At 72.8% G+C, this 23,998-nt stretch carries 19 protein-coding genes and 1 tRNA gene; 13 read left to right on the forward strand and 7 right to left on the reverse strand.

Features of this window, described 5'->3' with window-relative positions; translation table 11 throughout:
* Positions 1 to 8 precede the first annotated feature (8 nt).
* A complete protein-coding gene (locus ACWC9R_RS08465; RefSeq protein ID WP_450729616.1) occupies positions 9 to 2,003 on the forward strand; it encodes an FUSC family protein in 1,995 nt (664 codons plus the stop codon).
* A 338-nt stretch (positions 2,004 to 2,341) separates the two neighbouring features.
* Here the strand turns inward: ACWC9R_RS08465 and ACWC9R_RS08470 are convergent, their stop codons facing one another.
* The 5 genes from ACWC9R_RS08470 to ACWC9R_RS08490 form a co-directional block, all read right to left on the reverse strand.
* Positions 2,342 to 3,562, reverse strand: coding sequence for a Cmx/CmrA family chloramphenicol efflux MFS transporter (locus tag ACWC9R_RS08470; protein ID WP_450729618.1), 1,221 nt, complete (start codon positions 3,560 to 3,562; stop codon positions 2,342 to 2,344).
* Positions 3,563 to 3,955: 393 nt separating this feature from the next.
* A complete protein-coding gene (locus ACWC9R_RS08475; protein ID WP_450729620.1) occupies positions 3,956 to 5,842 on the reverse strand; it encodes an AAA family ATPase in 1,887 nt (628 codons plus the stop codon).
* Positions 5,839 to 7,284 (reverse strand): DUF2201 family putative metallopeptidase, encoded by a 1,446-nt coding sequence (locus ACWC9R_RS08480; RefSeq protein WP_450729622.1) that lies wholly within the window; start codon positions 7,282 to 7,284, stop codon positions 5,839 to 5,841. The genes ACWC9R_RS08475 and ACWC9R_RS08480 overlap by 4 nt, the downstream gene beginning before the upstream one ends.
* Before the next feature lie 138 nt (positions 7,285 to 7,422).
* Complete coding sequence (locus ACWC9R_RS08485) at positions 7,423 to 9,888, reverse strand: Tex family protein (protein ID WP_450729624.1); 2,466 nt, start codon at positions 9,886 to 9,888, stop codon at positions 7,423 to 7,425.
* Positions 9,889 to 10,131: 243 nt separating this feature from the next.
* Complete coding sequence (locus ACWC9R_RS08490) at positions 10,132 to 11,001, reverse strand: SCO6745 family protein (protein ID WP_450729626.1); 870 nt, start codon at positions 10,999 to 11,001, stop codon at positions 10,132 to 10,134.
* A 143-nt stretch (positions 11,002 to 11,144) separates the two neighbouring features.
* On the opposite strand from ACWC9R_RS08490, the gene ACWC9R_RS08495 reads away from it, so the two are divergent.
* Entirely contained in the window at positions 11,145 to 12,116 is a 972-nt protein-coding gene (locus ACWC9R_RS08495) for a GlxA family transcriptional regulator (RefSeq protein ID WP_450729628.1), read from the forward strand.
* A 59-nt stretch (positions 12,117 to 12,175) separates the two neighbouring features.
* Positions 12,176 to 12,820, forward strand: coding sequence for a DJ-1/PfpI family protein (locus ACWC9R_RS08500; protein ID WP_450729629.1), 645 nt, complete (start codon positions 12,176 to 12,178; stop codon positions 12,818 to 12,820).
* A 30-nt stretch (positions 12,821 to 12,850) separates the two neighbouring features.
* Here the strand turns inward: ACWC9R_RS08500 and ACWC9R_RS08505 are convergent, their stop codons facing one another.
* Positions 12,851 to 13,621: an enoyl-CoA hydratase/isomerase family protein gene (locus tag ACWC9R_RS08505; RefSeq protein WP_450729631.1), complete on the reverse strand. Its 771-nt coding sequence runs from the start codon at positions 13,619 to 13,621 to the stop codon at positions 12,851 to 12,853.
* 55 nt (positions 13,622 to 13,676) lie between these two features.
* Between ACWC9R_RS08505 and ACWC9R_RS08510 the strand changes: the two genes are divergently transcribed.
* The 3 genes from ACWC9R_RS08510 to ACWC9R_RS08520 all read left to right on the forward strand — a co-directional run bounded on the left by ACWC9R_RS08510 (position 13,677) and on the right by ACWC9R_RS08520 (position 16,270).
* On the forward strand, positions 13,677 to 15,320 hold the full coding sequence (locus ACWC9R_RS08510; RefSeq protein ID WP_450729633.1) for an ABC-F family ATP-binding cassette domain-containing protein: 1,644 nt from the start codon (positions 13,677 to 13,679) through the stop codon (positions 15,318 to 15,320).
* 85 nt (positions 15,321 to 15,405) lie between these two features.
* A tRNA-Met gene (locus tag ACWC9R_RS08515) sits at positions 15,406 to 15,479 on the forward strand.
* Between the two features lie 299 nt (positions 15,480 to 15,778).
* A complete protein-coding gene (locus ACWC9R_RS08520; protein WP_393356379.1) occupies positions 15,779 to 16,270 on the forward strand; it encodes an ATP-binding protein in 492 nt (163 codons plus the stop codon).
* Here ACWC9R_RS08520 and idi read toward each other — a convergent pair.
* Positions 16,245 to 16,856 carry an isopentenyl-diphosphate Delta-isomerase gene (gene idi / locus ACWC9R_RS08525; protein ID WP_450729634.1) on the reverse strand — a complete coding sequence of 204 codons (612 nt, stop codon included), beginning with the start codon at positions 16,854 to 16,856 and terminating at the stop codon, positions 16,245 to 16,247. The genes ACWC9R_RS08520 and idi overlap by 26 nt on opposite strands.
* A 526-nt stretch (positions 16,857 to 17,382) precedes the next feature.
* On the opposite strand from idi, the gene ACWC9R_RS08530 reads away from it, so the two are divergent.
* The 7 genes from ACWC9R_RS08530 to ACWC9R_RS08560 form a co-directional block, all read left to right on the forward strand.
* Complete coding sequence (locus tag ACWC9R_RS08530; protein WP_450729657.1) at positions 17,383 to 19,188, forward strand: DUF5941 domain-containing protein; 1,806 nt, start codon at positions 17,383 to 17,385, stop codon at positions 19,186 to 19,188.
* A complete protein-coding gene (locus ACWC9R_RS08535) occupies positions 19,185 to 19,922 on the forward strand; it encodes a phosphocholine cytidylyltransferase family protein (RefSeq protein WP_086720811.1) in 738 nt (245 codons plus the stop codon). The genes ACWC9R_RS08530 and ACWC9R_RS08535 overlap by 4 nt, the downstream gene beginning before the upstream one ends.
* Positions 19,910 to 20,971 (forward strand): iron-containing alcohol dehydrogenase family protein, encoded by a 1,062-nt coding sequence (locus ACWC9R_RS08540; RefSeq protein WP_450729636.1) that lies wholly within the window; start codon positions 19,910 to 19,912, stop codon positions 20,969 to 20,971. Before ACWC9R_RS08535 ends, ACWC9R_RS08540 begins: the two co-directional genes overlap by 13 nt.
* Positions 20,949 to 21,728 carry a CDP-alcohol phosphatidyltransferase family protein gene (locus tag ACWC9R_RS08545; protein ID WP_450729638.1) on the forward strand — a complete coding sequence of 260 codons (780 nt, stop codon included), beginning with the start codon at positions 20,949 to 20,951 and terminating at the stop codon, positions 21,726 to 21,728. Before ACWC9R_RS08540 ends, ACWC9R_RS08545 begins: the two co-directional genes overlap by 23 nt.
* Before the next feature lie 14 nt (positions 21,729 to 21,742).
* Positions 21,743 to 22,615, forward strand: a complete 873-nt coding sequence (locus tag ACWC9R_RS08550; RefSeq protein ID WP_450729639.1) for a glycosyltransferase family 2 protein — start codon at positions 21,743 to 21,745, stop codon at positions 22,613 to 22,615.
* A 78-nt stretch (positions 22,616 to 22,693) separates the two neighbouring features.
* On the forward strand, positions 22,694 to 23,623 hold the full coding sequence (locus ACWC9R_RS08555) for an ABC transporter permease (protein ID WP_450729640.1): 930 nt from the start codon (positions 22,694 to 22,696) through the stop codon (positions 23,621 to 23,623).
* On the forward strand, positions 23,616 to 23,998 hold a 383-nt coding region (locus ACWC9R_RS08560), incomplete at its 3' end, for an ATP-binding cassette domain-containing protein (protein WP_450729642.1). The genes ACWC9R_RS08555 and ACWC9R_RS08560, both read left to right, overlap by 8 nt.

Raw genomic sequence — 23,998 nt, forward strand, 5'->3', positions numbered from 1 at the left:
GGAGGCTCATGCTCCGCGCGCCGCGCGCCGTGCCCGCCTGGCTGGCCCATCCCTTCCGTTGGCAGCGGCTGCCCGTCCCCTGGGCGGCCGTTGCCCGCGGTGCGTTGTGTGCCGGACCGCTGCTGGGCGCGGGCCTGGCGACCGGCCACCCGGCGCCCGGCGTCCTGGCCGCACTCGGCTCGATGCTGGCCGGGGTCAACGACCGCCCCGGCACCCGGCGCACCGGCATCGTCCACATCGGCCTGCCCGCCCTCGCCTCGGCGTTCGGCATGTTCATCGGCGCCTCGCTGCGGGCGGCCGACGCGGGCTGGTGGCTGGTTCCCGCGCTGTTCGCCGTCGCGTTCGTCTCCGGCGCGGGCAGTGTGGCCGGGCCGGTGCGCTCCAACGCCGGGATGCAGATGCTGGCCGCCACCATCCTGGGCGCCGGGATGCCGCTGCCCGGCGCGCCCTGGGCCAAGGCCCTCTACGTCCTCGTCGGCTGCCTGTGGCTGCTTCTGCTGCGGCTGGTGCTGCGCTCGCCCCGGCCGGCGGGCGGGGCGCTCAGCGGCGAGCGGGCCGCGGTCGCCACGGTCTTCGACGCGCTCGCCGACGCCCTGGCCGCGGTCGGCGGGCCCGGTGCCGAGGCCGCCCGGCGCCGGCTCACCGCCGCCCTGGACCGCGCCGACGAGGCCCTCCGGCTGCGCCGCCTCACCAGCCGGCTGCTGCGCCGGTCCGCCCGTACGGAAGAACTGCTGCTCACCGAGCGGTTCGCCGCGGCCACCGCGCTGTGCGAGGCCAGCGTGGCGCTGCTGTGGGAGGCCCGCCCGGTGCCGGCCCGGGTGGCGGAGAGCCCCCGCAGGTTCGCCGACGCGCTGCGCACCGGGCGCCCGCCGGGCCGGCTGTCGGCCCCGGAGACCAGCACGGCCGCGCGCGGCGCCTTCGACCAGGCCCTGCTGGACGCCGCGGTCGCCTTCGCCCGGCGGGAGCCGGAGACGGAGCCGGTACCGTCCACGGACCATCCCGGCTGGGTGCCCCGGCCGGTGGCCGTGATCCGCGGGGCGCTGGGAGCCGTCGGCGGGCGGACCCGGCGCGGCCGCGGGCTGTTCGGGCCGGCCGGGCGGGACTACGGCCTGCGGGTAGCCGTGTGCATCGCCGCGAGCGCCGCCGTGGCCCTGCTGCTCCGGGCCGACCACTGGTACTGGCTCCCGGCGACCGTCACCTTCCTCGTCAAGCCGGATCTGGGCCCGCTCTTCTCCCGTACGGTCAACCGCTTCGCCGGGACCGTCGCGGGCGTGCTGGTCTTCGCCGGGGCGGGGCTGCTGCTGACCGGTTCCTGGTGGCCGGCGCTGATGGCGGGCGCGGGCGGGGCGCTGCTGCCGTTCGCCACCCGCCACTTCGCCCTGCAGACGGTCGCGATCACCCTGATGGTGCTGTCGTTCGTGCATGTCAGCGGCGACCCGCAGGCCGCCGGCGAACGGATCGTGGACACCTCCATCGCCTGCGGCATCGTCCTCGTCGTCGGCCATCTGCCACGGCTCGCCGACCCGCGCCGCCGGGTCGGGCACCGCGTCACCGCGGCGCTGCGCGGCACCGAGCAGTTCCTGCGGCACGTCCTGGAGTCGGAACCGGGCGCGGACCCCACCCGGAGGCTGGCGCTGCGCCGCGCCGCCTACCGGGCGCTGGGGGAGGCCAGGGCGGCGGCGGAGACCGCCGCGGCCGAACTCCTCGCCGCCCGCGACCGCAACCCCGACTGGCTCACCGTGATCACCGCCGCCGAACGCATCGTGGACGCCGCGACCGCCTGTGCGGTACGCCTCGACCACGGCGCACACCGGCCGGCCAGGGCCGAGGCCGAGGGGCTGTGCCAGGCGCTGTCGGCGATGGCCGACGCCCTGGAGGACCCGAGCCGCCCGCCCGGTCGCGGGCTGTCCGGCCCTGACCTCCCACCGGTCCCGGACTGCGCCACGCTCACGGATGTGGCCGTGGAGCTGGAGCGGATTCGCGGCTACGCCGGGACGGGGTGAGCAGGGACGGGCTGAGGTGGGGTGGGCTGAGCCCGTCCGTCGCCGCGGAACGGGCGGAGCCGGCCCCCGGCAAGTCGGCCCCCGGCTTGCCGGGTTCCTTCGCCCAGATCCCGCTCGACCCGCTCTCGGCCGCCGAGCCGCTGGCCCCCGAACGGATCGTCCGCACCACCGGTGCCTGGCCCGAGGGCGCGCACGAGAAGTCCGCCCCCTGGGACGTCGGTGCCGTGCCCGGTGTCGTCGCCGACGCGGCCGCACGACGACCTGATGCAGCGCGCGCGTCCTGCTCCACCTGCCGCGCCGGGCTTCGGCCTGCTCTCCGGCCACCCCGGTCGGCACGATCACCGCGTGGGGACCGCCTCCCCGCCGTCGCGTCCGCCTGCGGGGAGGCGGGGCCCCGCCGCTCCGCCCCGACGGGAGATCACATAAGCCAGACCTCCCAGGACCAGGGCGAGCGCCGTCAGCAGGGCGCTCGTCCAGAGTGGCGAGCGGTGGCCGAGGCCCGCGGTGAGTGCCGCGCCGCCGCACCAGGGGCCGAGCGCCGCGCCCACGTTGAGCGCCGCCGTGGCGAACCCGCCGCCCAGGACCGGTGCCCCGCCCGCCGTGTAGAGGATCTGCGAGACGAGGGTGGAGCCGACGGCGAAGGACAGTGCGCCCTGGACGAAGAGGAGCACCGGCACGGCCACGGGGCTCCCGGCGGCGAGCGCGCTCACGGTCCAGCAGGCGAGCAGGGCCGGGCCGCCGAACGCCAGGAGCCGGACCGGCCGGTCATCTGCCATGCGGCCTGCCACGCTCACCCCGGCGAACGCACCCAGGCCGAAGAGCGCCAGCAGAGCGGGCACCCACCCGGCGCCGAATCCGGTGACCTCCGTGGCCAGCGGGGCGAGATAGGTGAAGGTGCAGAACGTCGCGCCGTTCACCAGGGCGCCGAGGAGCAGGAACAGCACCAGCCGGGGGCTGCGCAGGGCGCGCAGCTCCGCGCGGGCCCGGGGACGGCCCGCGGCGGACCACGGGGTGGGGTCGGCCGGGACCGACCACAGGATCGCGAGGACGGCGGGCACGGAGACCAGCGCCACCGCCCAGAACGCCGAGCGCCAGCCCCACAGCTCACCGAGCAGCGCACCGGCGGGCACACCCGCCACACACGCCATGGTGGTGCCCGCGAGCAGCACGGAGGTGGCGCGGCCCTTGGCGCCGGGGGCGGCCATCGCGGCCGCGGTCGCCAGTGCCACCGCCAGGAACCCGGCGTTGGCCAGCGCCGCGACGAACCGGGTGGCCAGCAGGACCCCGTAGCTGGGGGTGAGCGCACCGAGGACATGGACGAGCAGGAAGGTGACCAGGAAGGTCAGCAGCGCGCGGCGCCGGGACCACCGCAGGCCCAGCAGGGCCAGCAGTGGTGCGCCGATCACCATTCCCACGGCGAAGGCCGAGGTCAGCGCTCCCGCGGCGGAGAGCGAGATCCGCAGCTCACGGGCGATGTCCGGAAGGAGGCCGGACAGCATGAACTCCGAGGTGCCCTGGGCGAAGACCGCAAGGCCGAGCAGATAGAGAACGAGGGGCACAGCAACACTCCGCAACCACAGGGGATCGACAGGGCGCGACGGCGGGCGCAGCGGTACCCGTGACGGGGTGCGGGGAGCGACCGTCCGGCCGGGCACGCGGGGCCACCGCGCGAAAGAACCTGGTGCGTCAGAGACATGACGCAGCGTCAGGTGAGAAAAGAGCCCGTACTACGGCGATCCGGTGGCAGGGAGAAGTGCCGGGCGGTGCGCGTCGGTGAGGAGGAGACGGCGCGACCGCGAGCCGGCGCGAGGAGCCACCGGAGGACCGGTGGCTAGCGTCTTGATGCCTCGGGGCTGGACATGCGGGCAGGCTAACCGAGCCCGCCGGCCCCGTCCACGTAATTCGGCGTCGGCGGCCGGCGGTCCGCACCGCCGGCCGCGGTGTCCGCCGTCTCAGCGGCGGGGTATCAGCGCGAAGACCTCGATCCAGAAGCGCTGGGCCTCGCTCGACGCCCCCACCAGATAGGTGGAACGCAGCTTCGGCGGAAGCAGCGCCACCAGCCGCGCCACCACCTCCTGATGCTGCTTCAGCTGCGACAACTCCGCGTTGGCCAGCACCTGGTGGACCAGATCGCTGTCGTTCGAGCCCTCGCTCGACGCCCGCGCCGCCGCCCGCAGCCGGGCCTCCCAGGCGTCGGCCTCCTGGGCCAGCTCCCGGAGGCCGGTGACGGGGCGGTTGCTGAGGCGGTCGAGGAGGGCGGTCAGCGACACCGGAGCGTAGGCGCCGTCACCGAGATAGACCGTGCCCATCTCCAACGGCAGCCCGCGCTGGTGGAGTTTGATCAGCCGCTCGATGGTGCGCTTGGTGATCCAGGCCCGGCCGTCCTCGTCGATGTCGTGCTTCCACCACTCCAGGACCGTCTCGGCGACGGCACCGTACTTCGCGATCAGCCACTCGTTCGCCGGGATGTCCCGCGGTTCGAGGGTCAGTGAGGCGGTGAAGCGGGTCGCCTGCGCGATGTTGTTCCGGGCGACCAGGAGCTTGCGGCCGAGGTGGTACGGGGGGTTCTGCACCGCGACCTGCGCCCGCAGATTCTCGATCGGGCGCCCGGCCAGGGACCACTCCTGGGTGATCTCCATCAGCTTGGCGAACGCCGCCTTGTCCTTGGGGCGGTTGTACTCGTCCCAGACGATCGCCTTCGGCTCCGGGCCCGTGAACGGCGCGGCCAGCAGGTTGTCCAGTGACCCGTCGGCGGTCGGGATCGGTGCGCAGAGGTCCTCGACATTGGTCACCGGCATCGAGAAGTACAGCGGCTCGCGCCCGTCGAGCCCCTCGCGGACCGTCTCGCGGACCAGCTCCGTCTTGCCGCACCCGGGCGGCCCCTGGAGCAGCACCGACCAGCGGTTGCGCAGCGCCGCGCGCACCACGGCCCGTACCGGGTCGGGGATCGTGACGGGGTTGGCGGCGCCCACCGCCGCCGCGATGCGGTCCAGCACCTCGGTCGTACGGTCCCGGCCCGGCCGGCCGTCGCCCTTCGGCTCGGCCAGCCGCAGCCGCTCGCCGTTGACCAGCGGCAGCCCCCAGCGCAGCGGGAAGCCCTCACGGGCGTTGGCCAGGATGTGGTCGAGGGTGCGCGGGGCGAGCAGCTCCCGCAGGGCCGGGGGGAGGGTGGCCCAGAGGGTGAAGACCTCGCGCAGGTTCCAGTCGCGGTACTTCCCCGCGAGCTGCTGCCGCCAGGACGTGTCGTTGGCGGTGATCCGGATCGTCACCATGCGGTCCAGGACGGCCAGGTCGCTGCGCCGGGCCGCCGTCTCCGCGAGCGACTCGTTGTCCGTCAGGAAGACGCCGATGCAGCCCAGCTCCCGCAGGTCGTACTCGCCCAGGGTCCAGTTGCAGGCGATCTGCATCAGCTGCGACTGGATCGTGGCACCCGCCTGCAGCGAGTCGTCGATCAGCAGCACGAACGGCTTCCCCGGCCGCAGCTGGCTCATCACCAGCTGCCGCAGGACGAGTTCGCCGGTGGCGGCGTCGCGCACCGGTGCGTTGGCGAGCAGGTCGTCCGGGGTGAGGTTCGCGGCCGGCACGAAGACCAGCTCGGCATCCGGGTACGCCCGGGGCAGATGGGAGAAGAAGGTGGCCGTCTTGCCGATGCCGTGCTCGCCGAAGATCTGGCCCGTCTGGCCCATGTCGATCATCGCGTCGATGAACGACTCCAGCCGGGAGACACCCGTCCAGCCCTCCGGGGGCTCGGGGTAGGTGGCGCTGGGCCGCCACCCCGCGGGGCGGGGCGGGGTCGCCGCGGCCGCCAGGGGTGTCGCGGTCGGCGTGGTCGTGCTCATCGGTCTCCTGTCGTCACACGGTGGCAGGCCATCGGCGGGGTGTGGTGGTCGGGCCAGTCGTTGCCGCCCGCCGTGATCAGCCAGATCCATTTGTCCGGCTCGGCGGGGGTGATGTGCGGGGCGTAGCCGTCGGTGAGCATCACCACGGCGTCCGGTATCTCCTCGAAGCAGCGGCCGTCGACCGTCGTGCGGCCCTCGACGTAGTCGGCCACCGCCTGGAAGCTCGTGCCCCCGCCGCCGTACACCCTCCCCCAGACTTCGTCCGGGGGGACCCCCATCTCGCTTCGCTCGCCGGGGCGGAACGGCATCACCACCCCGTCGAACGACAGCCAGTGGGCGGTCACCCCGTCGATCGAGCCGACCAGCTCCGTCAGCCAGGTGACCACGGAGTCGGGCATCGACCCCGAGGTGTCATAGGCGATCACGAGGTTCTTCTCCCGCACCGGGCCGCGCCGCGACAGCAGCGGATCGTGGCCCAGCGCCGCCAGCAGGGCGCCGCGCTTCTTCGGATATACCAGCCGCTCGCCCTCCCGCAGCTTGGAGGCGAGGACGTCGACCAGCCAGCGCTGCCACCAGTCGACCTTCCCCGTCCGCGGGGTCCGGCCGCGCAGCGCCCCCACGCCCAGCCGCCCCCACACCCGGCTCGCGTGCTCCGAGGTGCCGTCCGTACGGTCCATCAGGTCGAGCAACTCCCGCTCCGCGCCCGGGTGTCCGCGCCGGGCCGCGAGCAGGGTGTTGACCAGTGCGGAGGACACCGTCTCGTCGAGGGTCGGCTGATCGCCGTCCATCGTCTCCGGGGCCGTGAGATGCACACAGGAGGCTGTGGGGACGGGAGGCTCCCGCATGCGCTTGAGCTCGGAGAACACGGTCATGTCGGTCTCCACGAAGGCGTCGTATCCGAGCGGTTCGAGGCCCTGGTCCGTCAGATCGGCGGCGTAGTCCCGGTGGACCTCGCGCGGGTCGACCCCCGTGGGCCGGCCGTCGAGCCGCGGCAGCTCCTTGCGGCCGAGCCGGACCAGAGCGACATGGTTGATGGCGACCTCTGCGGCGAGGGTGAAGACCGGGTCGGCGCGCAGCTCGGGATCGGCGAACAGATGCCGGTGCACCAGATGCCGGGCCTCGTGGAAGAGGACGAACTTCACGCCCTCCAGGCCCAGCCGTACGAAGAAGCCGGGGTTGTAGAGCAGCGGACAGCTGCCGTCCCCGGAGGCCACCACGGCCGCGGTCGGCACGGCCGTCGTCGGGATCTGCTGGTGGCACTTCGCGTAGATCCAGGACGCCACCACGGAGTCCGTCAGCCCGAAATCCAGCAGCGCGGCCTCCTTCAGCCGCCGCGCCTCGGCGACCACCTCCGGTGCCGCCGGCCGCCAACGCTCCAGCGCCCGCCGGTCGGCCGGATCGACCACCGGTCCGTGCCCCGCCGCCGTCCTGTCGTACGCCATGTCCCGCCCCCGTTCTCAGCTGCCTCCTTTCGTATCAGGAGGCACTGACAACGGATCATGGCGGGAGGAGGGACGAGGCGGGGGAGGGCCGGTGTCCGGCGGCGGCACCTGGCCCGCCGCCGGGCACCGGCAGCCGCCTCAGCGGTCGTTGCCCAGGAGCCCGGCCCGCCGCAGGGCGTCCGCCATCGCGTCGTTGGCCGGTCCGGCGGAGCGGCCGCCCCGGCGGTCACCGCCGCGCGGTCCGCCGTCGCCCTGCCGCTGCCGCGGCGCGCCGCCCCGGCCGCCCTCGCGCGCTCCGCCGCCGTTGCCGCCCCGGCCGCCCTCACGCGAGCCACCGCCGTTGCCGCCCCGGCGCTCGCCGCCGCCGCGCCGCTCGCCGCCCGCCGCCGCGCCCTTGCCGTGCTCGTCGTCCAGACGCAGCGTCAGCGAGATCCGCTTGCGGGGAATGTCGACATCGAGCACCTTGACCCGCACGATGTCGCCGGGCTTGACCACGTCCCGCGGGTCCTTCACGAAGGTCTTCGACATCGCGGAGACATGGACCAGACCGTCCTGATGGACCCCCACGTCCACGAACGCCCCGAAGGCGGCGACATTGGTCACCACGCCCTCCAGGAGCATCCCCGGCTGGAGGTCGCCGATCTTCTCCACGCCCTCCTTGAAGGTCGCCGTCTTGAAGACCGGACGCGGGTCGCGGCCCGGCTTCTCCAGCTCCTGGAGGATGTCGCTCACCGTCGGCAGACCGAAGGAGTCGTCGACGAAGTCCGCGGCCTTCAGGGTGCGCAGCACCGAGGTGTTGCCGATCAGCGAACCGACCTCGGTACCGGCCGACTTCACCATCCGGCGCACCACCGGGTACGCCTCGGGGTGCACGCTGGAGGCGTCCAGCGGATCGTCGCCGCCCCGGATGCGCAGGAAGCCCGCACACTGCTCGTACGCCTTCGGGCCGAGCCGTGCCACGTCCTTGAGGGCCTTGCGGGAGCGGAACGGGCCGTTGCCGTCCCGGTGCGCCACGATGTTCTCGGCGAGACCGGAGCCGATGCCGGAGACCCGCGAAAGCAGCGGCGCGGACGCGGTGTTGACGTCCACCCCGACACCGTTCACACAGTCCTCGACCACCGCGTCCAGGGAACGCGACAGCTTCACCTCGGAGAGGTCGTGCTGATACTGGCCGACGCCGATCGACTTCGGGTCGATCTTGACCAGCTCGGCCAGCGGGTCCTGGAGACGGCGGGCGATGGACACCGCGCCACGCAGCGACACATCCAGGTCAGGCAGCTCCTGCGAGGCGAAAGCGGAGGCGGAGTACACCGAGGCACCGGCCTCGGACACCATCACCTTCGTCAGCTTCAGCTCCGGCTGGGCGGCGATCAGATCGGCCGCCAGCTTGTCGGTCTCGCGGGAGGCGGTGCCGTTGCCGATCGCGATCAGCTCGACGTCGTGCGCGCGGGCCAGCTTCGCCAGCGTGGCCAGGGAGGCGTCCCACTTCTGCTGCGGCACATGGGGGTAGATGGTCTCCGTGGCGGCCACCTTGCCGGTCGCGTCCACCACGGCGACCTTGACGCCTGTACGGAAACCGGGGTCCAGGCCCATCGTGGCGCGCGTACCGGCGGGCGCCGCCAGCAACAGATCGCGCAGGTTCGAGGCGAAGACCCGCACCGCCTCGTCCTCGGCGGCCTGCCGCAGCCGCAGCCGCAGATCGATGCCGAGGTGCACCTGGACCCGGGTGCGCCAGGACCAACGGACGGTGTCCTGCAGCCACTTGTCGCCCGGCCGGCCCCGGTCGGCGATGCCGAAGCGGTGCGCGATGGACTGCTCGTAGGAGCTGGGCCCCTCGGTGGCCGACGACGGGTCCTCCGGCTCCAGCGTGAGGTCGAGGATCTCCTCCTTCTCGCCACGGAGCATCGCCAGCACCCGGTGCGAGGGAAGCTCGGTGAACGGCTCGGCGAAGTCGAAGTAGTCGGCGAACTTCGCGCCGGCCTCCTCCTTGCCCTCGCGCACCTTCGCCGCGACCCGCCCGCGCGACCACATCCGCTCGCGCAGCTCACCGATCAGGTCGGCGTCCTCGCCGAACCGCTCCGTCAGGATGGCCCGCGCGCCCTCCAGGGCGGCGGCCGGATCGGCGACCCCCTTGGCGTCGTCCACGAACGCCGCGGCCGCGGCGGCCGGTTCCACCGACGGGTCGCTCAGCAGCCCGTCGGCCAGCGGCTCCAGGCCCGCCTCCCGCGCGATCTGCGCCTTGGTGCGCCGCTTGGGCTTGAACGGGAGGTAGATGTCCTCCAGCCGCGCCTTGGACTCGGCGCCGCGGATCTGCGCCTCCAGGGCGTCGTCCAGCTTGCCCTGGGACCGTACGGACTCCAGGATCGCCGTCCGCCGCTCCTCCAGCTCCCGCAGATAGCGCAGCCGTTCCTCCAGGGAGCGCAGCTGTGCGTCGTCGAGCGTCTCGGTGGCTTCCTTGCGGTAGCGCGCGATGAACGGGACGGTCGAGCCGCCGTCGAGCAGTTCGACCGCGGCCTTCACCTGCCGCTCCTTGACGCCGAGCTCCCCGGCGATCCTCGCTTCGATGGACCCGAGGGCCCCGATGGGCTCAGTGGATGCCGTCACGTTGATCCAGACCCGCCTTCCAGCGCTTGCATGAGCCTGCATTGTGCCGGGTGGCGGGCCGGACTGTCGCACCGCCCAGCCGCCGGGGTGTCCGTGAGTCACCGCGTCCGCCCGGAAGCCGGGAGGGACCGGCGGACACCCGTGGCGCGCCGGGGTGCACGACAACGCGCACACCCCCGGCGGCCGCGGGTGCCTCGTCCCTGAGGGAGCCTTACGTACCGGAACGCACCGAAACGCTACGGATCACTTGCCGAACAGCGCCGCGGGGAACGCCCCGGCCTCCATGACGGTGGTGGTGAAACCGGTCGCCAGCTCGGTGAGCCGGGCCACGCCCTCGGCGCCCAGGTGCTCGTACGGCGCCCGGTCCAGCCGGTCGGTCCTCCGCTCCAGCTCCTTGCGCAGCAGGATTCCGGCCTCGGTCAGTTCGCCCTCGGAGTCCAGGAGCTCCCGGGACCGCAGCCGCTCCTGCGCGTCCTGCCAGTCCTCCTCCGACCAGCCGCGGGTCGCCAGGACGCCCTTGGGGCTCATGCCCCGGCCGCTGGCCGTATGGGTGACCAGCGCCTCCAGCCCGTCCAGTTCGGCGTCGAGCAGGGCTATCAGGTGGCCGTCGCCGCGGTGTTCGCGCAGCAGTGTCGCGGCGTGCCAGTAGGCCAGGTGCGGGGCCTGCGGCACCGGCAGGTCGGCGTGTGCGGCGTACAGCGGCCGGGCCCGGCGGGTGCAGGCCTCGGCGGCCCGCAGCGCCAGCTCCGCCGCCTCCGCCATCTCCGCCGACTCCACGGCCTCGGGGCCGAGCAGCCGCCGCAGCGTGGCGTCCGCGGCGCGCAGCCGGGCGTCGAGCACCTCCTGCGGCGTGGTGACCGTCCAGATGTGCGGGACGTGCTGGGCGATGAGGCCGTGCCGGAAGTTGTAGAAGGTGGCCGTGACGGTGCCGGGGCCCACGGCGCCCATGGCCGCGGCGCGGCAGGCGAAGTACGCGGCGCTGCGGTTCTCCAGGCCGAGCTTCGCCATCTCCTCGGACAGCTCCGGCGCGAAGTAGTGCGTGGAGTGGAAGGGGTTGATGACGTTGTGGCAGGTGCGGCCGGCCTTCTCGGGCAGTGCGCTGGAAGAGGTCATACGGGCAGGGTACCGACCCGTCGGTATGGGTCCCGGGCAGGGGCCCGGTCGGCGCCCGCCCCGGGCGACGCGCGGCCCCGGTGGCAGGAAAGGTGGGTTTTCCGTCATTGCGGCCCTCGTCGCCGCTGCCCAGGATGGAGGACATGGAACAGCGCGATGTGCTCGTGGTTCTCTTCGACGGGGTGCAGGCCCTCGACGTCTGCGGACCGCTCGACGTCTTCAGCGGCGCGGCCCAGTGCGCCCCGGGCGCCTACCGGATTCGTACCGCCGGCCTCGACGGGGCGCCGGTCCGCACCACCAGCGGGCTGACGCTCGTCCCCGACCTCACCCTCGCCGCCGCGGCACCCCCGCACACCCTGCTGGTCCCCGGCGGCCAGGGCACCCGTACCCCCGACCCCCGGCTGATCGACTGGCTGCGCGCACACGCGCCCCGGGCCCGGCGGAAGGTCTCGGTGTGCAGCGGCGCGCTGCTGCTGGCCGAGGCCGGGCTGCTGGACGGCCGCCGGGCTACGACCCACTGGATGCTCTGCGACACCCTCGCCGCACGCTTCCCCGCGGTGCGTGTCGAACCCGAGCCGATCTACGTACGGGACGGCGATCTGGCCACCTCCGCGGGCGTGACGGCCGGGATCGACCTCGCGCTGGCCCTGGTGGAGGAGGACCTCGGCCGGGACCTCGCGCTGACCATCGCCCGGCACCTGGTCGTCTTCCTCCGGCGTCCGGGCAACCAGACCCAGTTCAGCGCCCAGCTCGCCGCCCAGACCGCACAGCGCAGGCCGCTGCGCGACGTCCAGCAGTGGATCACCGAGAACCCGGCGGCTGACCTCTGCGTCGACGCCCTCGCGGAGCGCGCGAGCCTCTCCCCGCGGCACTTCGCGCGGGCGTTCCGCGAGGAGACCGGCATGACGCCCGGCCGCTATGTCGACCGGGTACGGCTGGAGGCCGCCCGCCGGTGCCTGGAGGACACCACCGACGGCATCGAGCAGGTGGCGCGCCGCTGCGGCTACGGCACCCCCGAGGCGATGCGCCGCGCCTTCCTCCGCGTCCTGGGCGCCTCCCCGGCCGAGTACCGCCGCCGCTTCCAGCCGGCCGCCCCGCCCGTACCCACCGCCTGAACCACACCGGCCGCGACGACCACCGCGCCGGCCCCACCCACCGACGACAGGAACCGACCATGCAGCTCGCCATCCTTCTCTACGACAGCTTCACCACGCTCGACGCCATCGGCCCCTACGACACCCTCAGCCGGCTGCCGGGCGCCGAGACCGTGTTCGTCGGCGAACGCACCGGCCCGTACCGCAACGACCTCGGGTCGCTCGGGCTGGTCGCCGACGCCACGCTCGCCGAGGTCACCGCGCCGGACATCCTCGTCGTACCGGGCGGCCCCGGGCAGCTCGCCCACATGGCGGACGGCCCGCTGCACGAGTGGCTCCGCGCCGTGGACGCCCACACCACCTGGACCACCTCGGTGTGCACCGGTTCGCTGCTCCTGGGCGCCGCCGGTCTGCTCAAGGGGCGCCGGGCGACCTCCCACTGGCTGGCACTGGACCAGCTGCCCGGCCTGGGCGCCGAGCCGACCGGGGAGCGGGTGGTCTTCGACGGCAAGTACGTCACGGCGGCCGGCGTCTCGGCCGGTATCGACATGGGGCTGACGCTGGCCGGCCGGATCGCCGGGGACACCGTGGCGCAGACGATCCAGCTCGGCATCGAGTACGACCCCCGGCCGCCCTACGACGCGGGCTCCCCGGACAAGGCCCCGGCCGAGGTCGTCGCGGCGCTGCGGGGGCGCAGCCGGTTCGTGCTGACGGGCGAGGAGTAGGGGCGGGTCGCCGCCCCCTGGCCCGCGGCCTCAGCCCGCCGGCCAGGTGAAGCGCGGCGCCCGGCGCTCCAGAAAGGCGGCGGCACCTTCCACGGTGTCGCCGCTCGCGCGCGCCTGCGCGGCCCAGTACGCCCCGCGCTCCTCGGCCTCGGCGGGCGGGACGTCCCAGGTCCCGTCGGCCAGCTCCTTCGCCGCGGTCTGGGTCAGCAGTGAACGGCTCGCGAGGACGGCCGAGAACTCCGCCACCCGCTTGTCCAGCGCGCCCTCGGCCAGCACCTCGTCCACCAGCCCCGTACGCAGCGCCCGCGCACAGTCGATCAACTCCCCGGAGAACAGCAGGTACTTGGCGGCGGCGGGCCCGACCAGCCGGACCAGCCGCCGGGTGGCGGACGCCGGGTAGGCCACCCCGAGCTTGGCCGGCGTCACCCCGAACCGCGCGCCCTCCTCCGCGAACCGCAGATCACAGGCGGCCGCCAACTGGGCGCCACCGCCCACGCAGTAGCCGCGTATCGCCGCCAGCGTCGGCCCGGGGAACGCCGCCAGCGCCTCCTCCGCCGCCACCGCCAGCCCCTGCGACTCGGCGGCCCCCTCGCGCAGCGCCCCGATGTCGGCGCCCGCGCAGAACGTCCCGCCCTCACCGGTCAGCACCAGCGACCGGACGGAACGGTCACCCGCCAGCCGCTCCAGCAGCGGCGGCAGCTCCCGCCACATCGGCACCGTCATCGCGTTCCGCTTGCCGGTGTTGCTGATGGTGACGGTCGCTGTGCCGTCGCTGACATGCGTCTTCAGACCGGGTTCCATGCCCCGGATATTAGAGCGACCACGACGGACCGGGCCGGATACCATCGGCGGCCTGATGTCAGCAACTCTCGTCGCCAAAGACCTCGCCGCCGGCCACGGCGAGCGCGTCCTGTTCTCCGGCCTCGACCTGGTCGTCGCCCCCGGAGACGTGATCGGCCTCGTCGGCGCCAACGGGGCGGGCAAGTCCACCCTGCTGCGCCTGCTGGCCGGCCTGGACACCCCGGAGGAGGGCACGCTCGCCCTCAGCCCGCCCACCGCGACCGTCGGCCATCTCCCCCAGGAGCCCGACCGCCGTCCCGGAGAGACCGTACGGGCCTTCCTCGCGCGCCGCACCGGCGTCACCGACGCCCAGCTCGCCCTGGACACCGCCACCCAGGCGCTGGTCGAGGAGAAACCGGGCGCGGACGACGCCTACGCCACCGCGCTGGAGCGCTGGCTCTCCCTGGGCGCCGCCGACCTCGACGAACGCGCCGAGGAGACCGCCGCCCAGCTCGGCCTGACCGTCGGCCTCGACCAGCCGATGACCACGCTCTCCGGCGGCCAGGCCGCCCGCGCCTCGCTCGCCTCCCTGCTGCTCTCCCGTTACGACGTCTTCCTGCTCGACGAGCCGACCAACGACCTCGACCTGGACGGCCTCGGCCGGCTGGAGTCCTTCGTCACCGGGCTGCGCGCCGGCACCGTCCTGGTCAGCCACGACCGCGAGTTCCTGACCCGCACGGTCACCCGCGTCGTCGAACTCGACCTGGCCCAGCAGCAGGTCAACACCTACGGCGGCGGCTACACCTCCTACCTGGAGGAGCGCGAGCGGGCCCGGCGCCATGCGCGGGAGCAGTACGAGGAGTACGCCGACACCAAGGCCGCTCTGGAGACCCGCGCGCACACCCAGCGCAACTGGATGGAGAAGGGCGTCAAGAACGCCCGCCGCAAGGCCCCGGACAACGACAAGATCGGCCGCAAGGCCCGGGTGGAGGCCACCGAGAAGCAGGCCGCCAAGGCCAAGCAGACCCAGCGCCTGATCGAGCGGCTGGAGACCGTCGAGGAGCCGCGCAAGGAGTGGGAGCTGCGGATGGAGATCGCCGCCGCGCCCCGGGCCGGCGCGGTCGTGGCCACCCTGCGCGGAGCCGGCCTCCGGCGCGGCGGCTTCCGCTTCGGCCCGGTGGACCTGCAGATCGACTGGGCGGACCGGGTCGCCATCACCGGCCCCAACGGCTCCGGCAAGTCCACCCTGCTCGCCGCCCTCCTCGGCCGGCTCCCGCTGGACACCGGGCAGGCGGCACTCGGCCCCGGGGTGGTGGTCGGCGAGGTCGACCAGGCGCGCGGGCTGTTCCTGGGTGACGAACCGCTGATGGACGCCTTCCGGGTCTCCGTACCGGAGCTGTCGCCGGCCGATGTGCGCACCCTGCTCGCGAAGTTCGGGCTGAAGGCGGCGCATGTGCTGCGCCCGGCGCGCACCCTCTCGCCGGGGGAGCGGACCCGGGCCGCGCTGGCCCTCCTCCAGGGCCGCGGGGTCAACCTCCTCGTCCTGGACGAGCCGACCAACCATCTCGATCTGCCGGCCATCGAGCAGCTGGAGTCCGCGCTCGCCTCCTACCCGGGCACCCTGCTGCTGGTGACCCACGACCGCCGGATGCTGGAGGCCGTGCACACCACGCGCCGAATCGAGGTCGACGCCGGACGGATCACCGACCGCGCGGTGTGAGAACACCGGGACGGCGGCCTCCGGCGCCCGCGGTGATCACCGATTTGGCCCAGCGGCCGCCGACCCGTACTGTGGTGTTCACCGACGCGGGGTGGAGCAGCTCGGTAGCTCGCTGGGCTCATAACCCAGAGGTCGCAGGTTCAAATCCTGTCCCCGCTACTCATGACAGCAGGTCCGGTGCTCAGGCACCGGACCTGCTGCTTTTGTCGGCCCGATGGCCGTCGCGGCGTGGCCGGGAAGGCCGGATGGCCGGAACCGGCTCCCCGCCGGGCGGCGTCCGAGGGCGAGGAGCCGACGGCGGTCCCGGTGCGGCGGTCCGCGACCCGGCGCAAACGGAACAGGTCCGGTCTCCGGGTCGCGCGAACCGCTCGGAATCGGCCATAAGCCGTCGATAGATGCTGACTTGTGTTCAGCAGGCCGGTCCGGACCAATGCGTTCCCAACACTCGTCCTGTGAGGATGCCTTCCGGACCCCCCGCAGAACCCCCCGAAGAGCTGACCTCCCCGCTCGCGTACGAAGGTGTCTGGCGGTTCACCACCCCGGCACTGGAGGCCTCGGTGCCGCAGGCACGGCACGCGGTCCGGGATCTGCTCGCCGAACAAGGTGTGCCCGTCGCCGCCGTGATCATGGACGGCCTGCTGCTCATCGTCTCCGAACTCGTCACCAACGCCGTCCGGCACGCCGCCCTGCTCTCACCGCAGATCGCCGTCCAGCTCACCCTCGGGGCGAACTGGCTACGGGTCGCGGTCGAGGACGATCACCCCTACCGCCCCAAGGCGCTGGAGGCGGACCAGGGTGATCTGGGCGGCCGCGGACTGTGGCTGGTCAAGACGCTCACCGCCGAGGCCGGCGGCAAATGCGGCGTCGAGCACACCAGGAACGGCGGCAAGGCCATCTGGGCCGAGCTGCCGCTCACCCCGCCGGCTACCAGCCCGCCGTCCCTCCTGTGAGTTCGCGCACCGCCGGCCGCGCCGCGTCCAGCACGGTCATGAACCACGCGGAGAACGGCACCGCGGCATGCCGCTCGGCCAGCTCCTCCGGAGTCACGAAGGCGATCTCGCCGATCTCCTCGGGGTCGGGCGCCGGCTCCGCCCGCACCAGCCCGACGAACAGGTGGTTGTACTCCTGCTCCACGAGGCCGGACGCCGGGTCGGGGTGGTTGTAACGGACCGTGCCGGCCTCGGCCAGCAGGGAGGGGGCCACTCCCAGCTCCTCCGCGGTCCGGCGGGCGGCGGCCGCGAACGGCGCCTCGCCCGGGTACGGATGCCCGCAGCAGGTGTTGGACCACACACCGGGGGAGTGGTACTTCCCCAGCGCCCGGCGCTGGAGCAGCAGCCTCCCCTTCTCGTCGAAGAGGAAGACCGAGAACGCCCGGTGCAGCTGCCCGGGGGGCTGGTGGGCCGCGAGCTTCTCCGCGGTGCCGATCGTCGTACCGTCCTCGTCGACCAGCTCCAGCATGATCGGTTCGGCGGTGCCGCCCGGTGTGCTCACCGCCGGGTCCCCGGCGGTCTGTCCGTTGGCAGGTGTGATCGGCATGCCCATCCTTGTCGTCGGTCTTCGACGCCAAGTCTGCCCTAGCCGGGTCCGCATCAGCGGCACAGTGGGTGCGCGGCGCCACAAGCGGGCGCGCCGGCCCTCGGACGCGCCCGCCGTGAGATGGTCCACATCCGCCGTCGCGCGCCCCGTCTCCGGCGCGGCGGGTGCCGCGCGCCGCCGGACCTGGGATGGCTCTCACCACACGGGCCCCGGCACAACCCGCCCGCCCCGTGACCAGCCCGCTCATAACCGGCACCGGATCGGGTCCGGGCCCGCGGGCCAGTTGTTCATGCGCCACCCGATCCACCATGATGATCGCGGCAGGCGCAGCCGGCGGTCACTCGATCGTGCGGTGAATGCGCGGTGAACGGCCGCATCCGGCGATCCGATAGCCTCTGCCGACGTGCCACCCGGCCCTCCCAGGGGCGAGGTGTGCCACGCCCGCTGCCCGGGTAGTTCGTATCGAATGCGGATCGACTGCGGACCGGCCCGTGCTGCCTTGTCAGCATCCAAGGAGTGAGTTCGTCTGTCGACCGCCATCCTCACCGGTCCGCCGGTAGCCGGGTCGCCGCTCGAAGCCGACCTGCGCGTGCTGGGCTTTGACGTCCGTACGGCGAACGATCCCGCGGCCGCCGCCGAGCTGATCAGCGCGGTGCCCGCCCACGAGCGGGTCGCCGTCGTCGACCCGCGCTTCGTCGGGCACCAGCACGCCCTGCGGCTGGCGCTGACCGACCCCCGCTTCCCGGCCGCGGCCGTGCCCGGCGCGCTCACCGCGCAGCCCGCGGCCCGCGCCGCGCTCGCCCGCGCGGTCGGCAGAATCCCGGTCGGCGCCGGCACCGCCCACCTCACGGACGTCCTCACCGACACCCTCACCGAGTCCCTGGACCACGACGAGGCCGGTCTGCACCGCGTCGAGCTGGGCAGCCTGGTCGCCACCGTCGCGCTGACTCCCGCCCAGCGCGCGGAGGCCCGCGAGGCCGTCGACGCCGTCGACGAGGAGGCGGTACGGCTGCGCACCGCCGTGAAGTCCCGCGACGGGTTCTTCACGACGTACTGCATCAGCCCGTACTCCCGCTACCTCGCCCGCTGGTGCGCGCGGCGCGGGCTCACCCCCAACCAGGTCACCACCGCCTCGCTGCTCACCGCGCTGATCGCGGCCGGCTGCGCGGCCACCGGCACCCGCGGCGGCTTCGTCGCCGCCGGATTCCTGCTCCTCTTCTCCTTCGTCCTGGACTGCACCGACGGGCAGCTCGCCCGCTACTCCCTGCAGTACTCGACGATGGGCGCCTGGCTCGACGCCACCTTCGACCGGGCCAAGGAGTACGCCTACTACGCGGGCCTGGCCCTGGGCGCGGCCCGCGGCGGTGACGACGTCTGGGCGCTGGCGCTCGGCGCGATGGTCCTGATGACCTGCCGCCATGTCGTCGACTTCTCCTTCAACGAGGCGAACCACGACGCCACCGCCAACACCAGCCCCACCGCCGCCCTCTCCGGCAAGCTCGACAGCGTCGGCTGGACGGTCTGGGTGCGCCGGATGATCGTGCTGCCGATCGGCGAACGCTGGGCCATGATCGCCGTGCTCACCGCGCTGACCACCCCGCGCATCGTCTTCTACGCCCTGCTCGTCGGCTGCGCGCTGGCCGCCTGCTACACCACGGCAGGACGGGTGCTGCGCTCGCTGACCCGCCGGGCCCGGCGCACCGACCGCGCCGCACAGGCACTGGCCGACCTCGCCGACTCCGGGCCGCTCGCCGAGCTGATCGCCGCCGCCGCGCGCGGCCGCGGCCGGACCGGTTCCTACCTGGCTCCCGCTATGGCGTTTCTCTCGGTCGCGGTGCTGCTGGTCTGGGTGATCTTCGAGCACGACCCCGCCTCCTGGCTCACCGTGGGCGTCGCCGCCTGCTCCGCGCTGCTGGCCGGCGCGGCGGTGTCCCGGCCGCTCAAGGGCGCTCTCGACTGGCTCGTCCCGCCCTTCTTCCGGGCCGGTGAGTACGTCACGATCCTGGTGCTGGCCGCCCGCGCGGACGTCCCCGGAGCGCTGCCCGCGGCGTACGGGCTGGTCGCGGCGGTCGCCTACCATCACTACGACACGGTCTACCGCATCCGTGGTGGCACCGGAGCCCCGCCCCGGTGGCTGGTCCGGGCGACCGGCGGACATGAGGGACGGATTCTCGTGATCACCGTCCTCGCCGCCGCGCTGTCCCCTGAAGGTTTCACAATCGCGCTGACGGCCCTTGCTGTGGTCCTGGCGCTGCTGGTGCTCATCGAGAGCATCCGTTTCTGGGTGTCCTCCCAAGCACCCGCCGTACACGATGAAGGAGAACCCGCATGATCGGCCTCGTGCTGGCCGCCGGCGCCGGACGGCGTCTGCGTCCCTACACCGACACCCTGCCCAAGGCCCTGGTGCCGGTCGACGGGGACACCACCATCCTCGACCTGACCCTCGGCAACTTCGCCGAGATCGGCCTGACCGAGGTCGCGATCATCGTCGGCTACCGCAAGGAAGCCGTCTACGAGCGCAAGGAGGCCCTGGAGCAGAAGTACGGCCTCAAGCTCACCCTCATCGACAACGACAAGGCCGAGGAGTGGAACAACGCCTACTCCCTGTGGTGCGGCCGTGACTCGATCAAGCACACCGTGATCCTCGCCAACGGCGACACCGTGCACCCGGTCTCCGTCGAGAAGACCCTGCTCGCCGCCCGCGGCAACGGCCAGAAGATCATCCTCGCGCTGGACACCGTCAAGCAGCTCGCCGACGAGGAGATGAAGGTCGTCGTGGACCCCGCCAAGGGCGTCCAGAAGATCACGAAGCTGATGGACCCGGCCGAGGCGACCGGTGAGTACATCGGCGTCACCCTCATCGAGGGCGAGGCCGCCGAGGAGCTGGCCGACGCCCTGAAGACCACCTTCGAGCGGGACCCCGACCTCTACTACGAGGACGGCTACCAGGAGCTGGTCAACCGCGGCTTCAAGGTGGACGTGGCCCCGATCGGCGACGTCAAGTGGGTCGAGATCGACAACCACGACGACCTGGCGAAGGGCCGTGACATCGCATGCCAGTACTGACCCGCCTCATCCCGTCCCCGGTCGTCGTTGACATCAACGCCGGCGCCCTGGACGACCTGGCGGGCCTGCTGGCCGATCAGCGCATCTCCGCGTCCGGCAAGCTCGCCATCGCGATCAGCGGCGGCTCGGGGGCACGGCTGCGCGAGCGGCTGTCCCCCGCGCTGCCGGGCGCCGAGTGGTACGAGGTCGGCGGCGGCACCCTGGACGAAGCGATCAAGCTCGCCGACGCCATGAAGAAGGGGCACTACGACGCGGTCGTGGGCCTCGGCGGCGGCAAGATCATCGACTGCGCCAAGTTCGCCGCGGCACGCATCGGCCTGCCGCTGGTCGCCGTCGCGACGAACCTGTCGCACGACGGCCTGTGCTCGCCGGTGGCCACGCTGGACAACGACGCGGGCCGCGGCTCCTACGGTGTGCCGAACCCGATCGCCGTGGTGATCGACCTCGACATCATCCGCGAGGCCCCGGTCCGGTTCGTCCGCTCCGGCATCGGCGACGCGATCTCCAACATCTCCGCGGTCGCGGACTGGGAGCTCTCCCACCGCGAGACCGGTGAGGACATCGACGGACTGGCGGCCGCCATGGCGCGCCAAGCCGGCGAGGCCGTGCTGCGCCACCCCGGTGGCGTCGGCGACGACAACTTCCTCCAGGTGCTCGCCGAGGGGCTGGTCCTCACCGGCATCTCGATGTCGGTGGCCGGCGACAGCCGTCCGGCGTCCGGGGCCTGCCACGAGATCAACCACGCGCTGGACATCCTCTTCCCCAAGCGCGCCGCGAGCCACGGCGAGCAGTGCGGCCTGGGCGCCGCCTTCGCCACGCATCTGCGCGGGGACAAGGAGACCCGGGACCTGATGGTCGAGGTGCTGCGCCGGCACGGGCTGCCGGTCACGCCGGGCGAGATCGGCTTCACCGACGAGGAGTTCGTCGAGGCCGTCGCGTACGCGCCCAAGACCCGCCCCGGGCGCTACACCATCCTCGAGCACCTCGACCTGTCCGCCGACCAGATCAGGGACGCATACGCCGACTATGCACAAGCCGTCAGTAGCTGAACTCCGCCCGGTCGTGCACCCCGAGGGTGTCAAGGACCGGCGCAGCGGTGAGCACTGGGGCGGTCGCCTCTACATGCGCGAGATCTCCCTGCGCATCGACCGGCACCTGGTGAACACGAAGGTCACGCCCAACCAGCTGACCTACCTGATGACCGTTTTCGGCGTCCTCGCCGCCCCGGCACTGCTGGTGCCGGGGATCGCGGGCGCCGTCCTCGGCGTGCTGATGGTCCAGCTGTACCTGCTGCTCGACTGTGTCGACGGCGAGGTCGCCCGCTGGAAGAAGCAGTTCTCGCTCGGCGGGGTGTACCTGGACCGGGTCGGCGCCTACCTGTGCGACGCCGCGGTCCTGGTCGGCTTCGGGCTGCGCGCCGCCGACCTGTGGGGCACCGGCCGGATCGACTGGCTGTGGGCCTTCCTCGGCACCCTCGCCGCGCTCGGCGCCATCCTGATCAAGGCCGAGACCGACCTGGTCGGTGTCGCCCGTCACCAGGGCGGGCTGCCGCCGGTCAAGGAGGCGGCCTCCGAGCCGCGGTCCTCCGGGATGGCGCTGGCCCGTAAGGCGGCCGGGGCGCTGAAGTTCCACCGGCTCATCCTCGGTATCGAGGCGTCCCTGCTGATCCTGGTCCTGGCGGTCCTGGACACCATCCGGGGCGACCTGTTCTTCTCGCGTCTGGGCGTCGCCGTGCTCGCCGGCATCGCGCTCCTCCAGACGGTGCTCCACCTTGTGTCCATCCTCGCCTCCAGCAGGCTCAAGTGACGGGGGCGTCCCGAATGCGGATCGGTGCGGTTGTCCTGACGATGGGCAACCGCCCCGAGGAGCTGCGCGCGCTGCTCGACTCGGTCGCCAAGCAGACCGGCGACCCGATCGAGACCGTCGTCGTCGGCAACGGTTCGCCGCTGCCCGAGCTCCCCGAGGGCGTACGGACGGTCGAGCTGCCCGAGAACGTGGGCATCCCGGCCGGCCGCAATGTCGGTATCGAGGCGTTCGGCCCCGGCGGCGGTGACGTCGACGTGCTGCTCTTCCTCGACGACGACGGGCTGCTGGCCAGGGAGGACACCGCCGAACTGTGCCGCGAGGCGTTCGCCGCCGACCCGGAGCTGGGCATCATCAGCTTCCGGATCGCCGACCCGGACACCGGCGAGACCCAGCGCCGGCACGTCCCGCGGCTGCGCGCCTCGGACCCGATGCGGTCGTCGCGGGTCACCACCTTCCTCGGTGGTGCGAACGCGGTCCGTACGCATGTCTTCGAGGAGGTCGGCGGGCTGCCCGACGACTTCTTCTACGCGCATGAGGAGACGGACCTGGCCTGGCGGGCGCTGGACGCGGGCTGGCAGATCGACTACCGGTCGGACATGGTCCTCTTCCACCCGACGACGGCACCGGCCCGGCACGCGGTCTACCACCGGATGGTGGCCCGTAACCGTGTGTGGCTGGCCCGCCGAAACCTTCCGGCGCTGCTGGTTCCGGTCTATCTCGGTGTCTGGTTCCTGCTGACGCTCGCCCGCCGGCCCTCGCGACCGGCACTGCGGGCCTGGCTGGGCGGGTTCATGGAAGGCTGCGTCACCCCGTGCGGTCCCAGGCGCCCCATGAAGTGGGCTACCGTTTGGCGACTGACCCGACTGGGCCGCCCTCCCGTCATCTGACAAGCTCGTATCTGAGAGCATCAGGCGCGAGCCGGGGCGTGGCCCCGGCAGCGCACCTTGAGGACGAAAGTGTCAACTGTGAGCGAGACCACGCACGACAGTGCGGTCGCCATGAGTGCCCCGCCATCTTCCGACGAAGGGCTCACCGCTGCCCAGCGGGCCCAGAAGTACGGGCTCTCGCAGAGCGGGGCCCGCCCCAGCCTCCCGGAGTACGTCCGGCAGCTGTGGGAGCGGCGGCATTTCATCCGCGCCTTCGCCGGCGCCAAGCTGACGGCGCAGTACAGCCAGGCCAAGCTCGGACAGGTCTGGCAGGTGGCGACGCCCCTGCTGAACGCGCTCGTGTACTACTTGATCTTCGGCCTGCTGATCGGCACGAGGAAGGGCATCCCCGACTACGTCCCGTACCTGGTGACCGGTGTCTTCATCTTCACCTTCACCCAGAGTTCGGTGATGGCCGGTACGCGGGCGATCTCGGGGAACCTCGGCCTGGTGCGGGCGCTGCACTTCCCGCGTGCCTGCCTGCCGATCTCGTTCTGCCTGATGCAGCTCCAGCAGCTGTTCTTCTCCATGGGTGTGCTGGTCCTCATCCTGCTGGGCTTCGGGCAGCTGCCGACCTGGTCGTGGCTGCTGGTCGTGCCGGCGCTGGCGCTGCAGTTCGTGTTCAACACGGGCCTGGCGATGGTGATGGCGCGGCTGGGCTCCAAGACCCCGGACCTGGCGCAGCTGATGCCGTTCATCATGCGGACGTGGATGTACGCGTCCGGCGTGATGTTCAGCATCGACCTGATCCTCAAGGACAAGCACGTCCCGGCGTTCGTCGAGGTCCTGCTCAACGTGAACCCGGCCGTGGTCTACATCGACCTGATGCGGTTCGCGCTGATCGACAGCTTCACGGCGAACGAGCTGCCGCCGCATGTCTGGGCGCTCGCCGGGGGCTGGGCGCTGGTGATGGGCGTCGTGGGCTTTGTGTACTTCTGGAAGTCTGAGGAGCGGTACGGACGTGGCTGAGCAGAACAACGGCGTCCAGCCGACCGAGGCGGCCGCGGAGCGCATCCCGACGGTGATCGCGGACGATCTGCACATCGTCTACCGGGTCTACGGCACCGGCGCGGGCAAGGGCAGCGCCACCGCGGCGCTCAACCGCATCGTCCGCCGCAAGCCCACCGCGGGCGTGCGGGAGGTGCACGCGGTCAAGGGTGTGTCGTTCACGGCGTACCGGGGTGAGTCGATCGGTCTGATCGGGTCCAACGGTTCGGGCAAGTCGACGCTGCTCAAGGCGGTGGCCGGGCTGCTGCCCGCCGAGCGCGGCAAGGTCTACACGCACGGCCAGCCCTCGCTGCTGGGCGTCAACGCGGCCCTGATGAACGACCTGACCGGCGAGAA

The sequence above is a fragment of the Streptomyces sp. NPDC001219 genome (assembly GCF_053597915.1).